2 protein-coding genes and 1 pseudogene are annotated in these 2,084 nt (G+C 45.8%); all 3 read right to left on the bottom strand.

Annotated features, from left to right (window positions below; translation table 11 throughout):
• Positions 1-269: pseudogene (locus H740_RS02855) on the bottom strand (glycoprotease); the annotation flags it as partial.
• 125 nt (positions 270-394) lie between these two features.
• On the bottom strand, positions 395-1,279 hold the full coding sequence (gene lpxC / locus H740_RS02860) for a UDP-3-O-acyl-N-acetylglucosamine deacetylase (RefSeq protein WP_002951080.1): 885 nt from the start codon (positions 1,277-1,279) through the stop codon (positions 395-397).
• 63 nt (positions 1,280-1,342) lie between these two features.
• Positions 1,343-2,084, bottom strand: a 742-nt coding sequence (locus tag H740_RS02865; protein WP_002951088.1) for a M23 family metallopeptidase, incomplete at its 5' end; no start/stop codon positions are given.

The raw sequence follows: 2,084 nt of genomic DNA on the forward strand, positions 1-2,084 counted from the left end.
AAATTTTGCGGCAAGCTAAATTCGCCGGCCTCTGCTTTTTGTAGCTTGATGCCTTCAGGCGTATCTACGAAGCTTAAATTTTTATTCGCCCGTATCGGAGCGCCGCCGTTTAGCTCAAAGCCGCTAACTGCGTAAAATTCGCACTCTTTGACGATACTAATCGTCTTTAAAACGACGTAGGCGACTTTCACGCCCATAAAGCTTCCCGGGCCGTTTGCGTAGATAATTTTTTGCAGGTTAAATTCGTCGCCGTTTAAAATCTCGTCCATGATTTTTACTAGGGAGACGTCGGATTTTTCTTCGTTAGAAATTTGCTCTAAAAGCTCGCCGTTTTCGTCATAAATGCCGACGATTAGCGGCGAGCTAAGAGCGATAACTAAAATTTGGATATTTTTTATGCAAATACCTTTTGGTACTCGCGCGCGAAATCGCCTTTTAGCGTGACAATTTCGTAGTTTTTATCGTCGCTTAGAATGGCTAGCGTTAGCTCATGATTTAGCTCGTGACTGCCCGCAAAGCTCGTATAATCAGCCATCAATGGCGCACCCATCAAGCTTAGATCGCCGATCGCGTCTAAAATTTTATGGCGAACGAATTCGTTTTCAAAGCGCAGGCCTTCGGGATTTAAAATTTTATTATCGTCGATAACCACGGCGTTATCTAGGCTGCCGCCGAGGGCTAAATTTTGCGCTCTTAGCATCTGGACGTCTTTTAAAAATCCAAACGTCCTAGCGCGTGCGATCTCCTCGATGTAGGCTTGTTTGCTAAACTCGAACACGTAGTTTTGCTCGCCGATTATCGGGTGGGCAAATTTGATAGTAAAGTCGAATTTCGGGTTATTTGACGGCGTTACTCTGGCGAATTTTCCGTTTTTGTTTACTTCTACCGGGCGCTTGATTACGATTACTTTTTTATCTGCTTCTAGCTCAGCCGTGCCCGCTTCATCCAGCATCATGCAGTAGCTTATCGCCGAGCCGTCCATGACTGGAACTTCGTTGGCATCTAGGACTATGCGGATATTGTCAATGCCGTAGCCGTTTATCGCGCTAAGGAGATGCTCGATCGTCGAGATGTAGCCCTCTTTGCCGCCGATAACGGTAGCCATTTGGGTGTTTATGACGTTTTTCGGCTCTGCCTTAAAGCTCACTCCGAGGTCTTTTCTATAAAATATTATTCCCGAATTTGCCCCGAGCGGTTCAAGCGTGATTTTTATCGGTTCGCCCTTGTGAAGTCCGATGCCTACGCCTTCTACGGTTGATTTTATGGTTGTTTGTTTCAAATTTTCGCCCTTATTTTTCTTACTCTTGCCATTATACAACAAATTTACAACAAAATGGCAAATTTATTCGACCATTTTTTTAGCCGCGTTCAAAACGCCCGTGACGTTATCCTTCATCCAGCCGTTATCCATCCACTCCTCCGGGCGCACTTCTATACCTTGCACTAGCATGCCAAAGTGCAAGTGATCACCCATTGCTAGGCCCGTAACGCCCGTGTTTGCGATGACGTCGCCCGCTTTGACCGAGTCGCCGGCTTTGACATTTAGCGAGCTACAGTGTCCGTAGAGCGAAAATAGCCCGAATCCGTGATTTATCAGAATGTTGCGCCCATAGATGCCGTTATCCGCGGCAAATTCGACCGTGCCGTCGTTGTTAGCAATGATGTCGGCTTTTTGCGTCGAGGCTAGGTCGATGCCCATGTGCCAGCTTTCGCTGACGTCTTTGTCCTCAAAGGTATAATATCTGTGGTCGCCAAAGCTCGCTACCGCTTTGCCGTTTTTTAGCGGGTAAAATTTATTTACGCTAAAATTTTCCGCAGCGTCTATCTCGACTTTTGCGGCGATTTGCGAGATTATTTTCTCATTTGCCTCGCGGAGATTTTCATTGACGAACTTCATCTTTTCCAGATTGCTCATAGCGTCGTAGTTTTTGGCGTATTGCTGCGCTAGTTCGGGGATTTTTTCGTTTAAAAATCTACTTTGGCCGTCTAGTTTTATCTTTGAGATGCGGTATTTTTTGTCTTGGTAGAAAAATCTTATCTTGCTTTTGGTTATGTTTCCCGCCGCATCAAGCGCTACGACGTCG

This window comes from Campylobacter showae CC57C, assembly GCF_000344295.2.
GTDB lineage: Bacteria > Campylobacterota > Campylobacteria > Campylobacterales > Campylobacteraceae > Campylobacter_A > Campylobacter_A showae_B.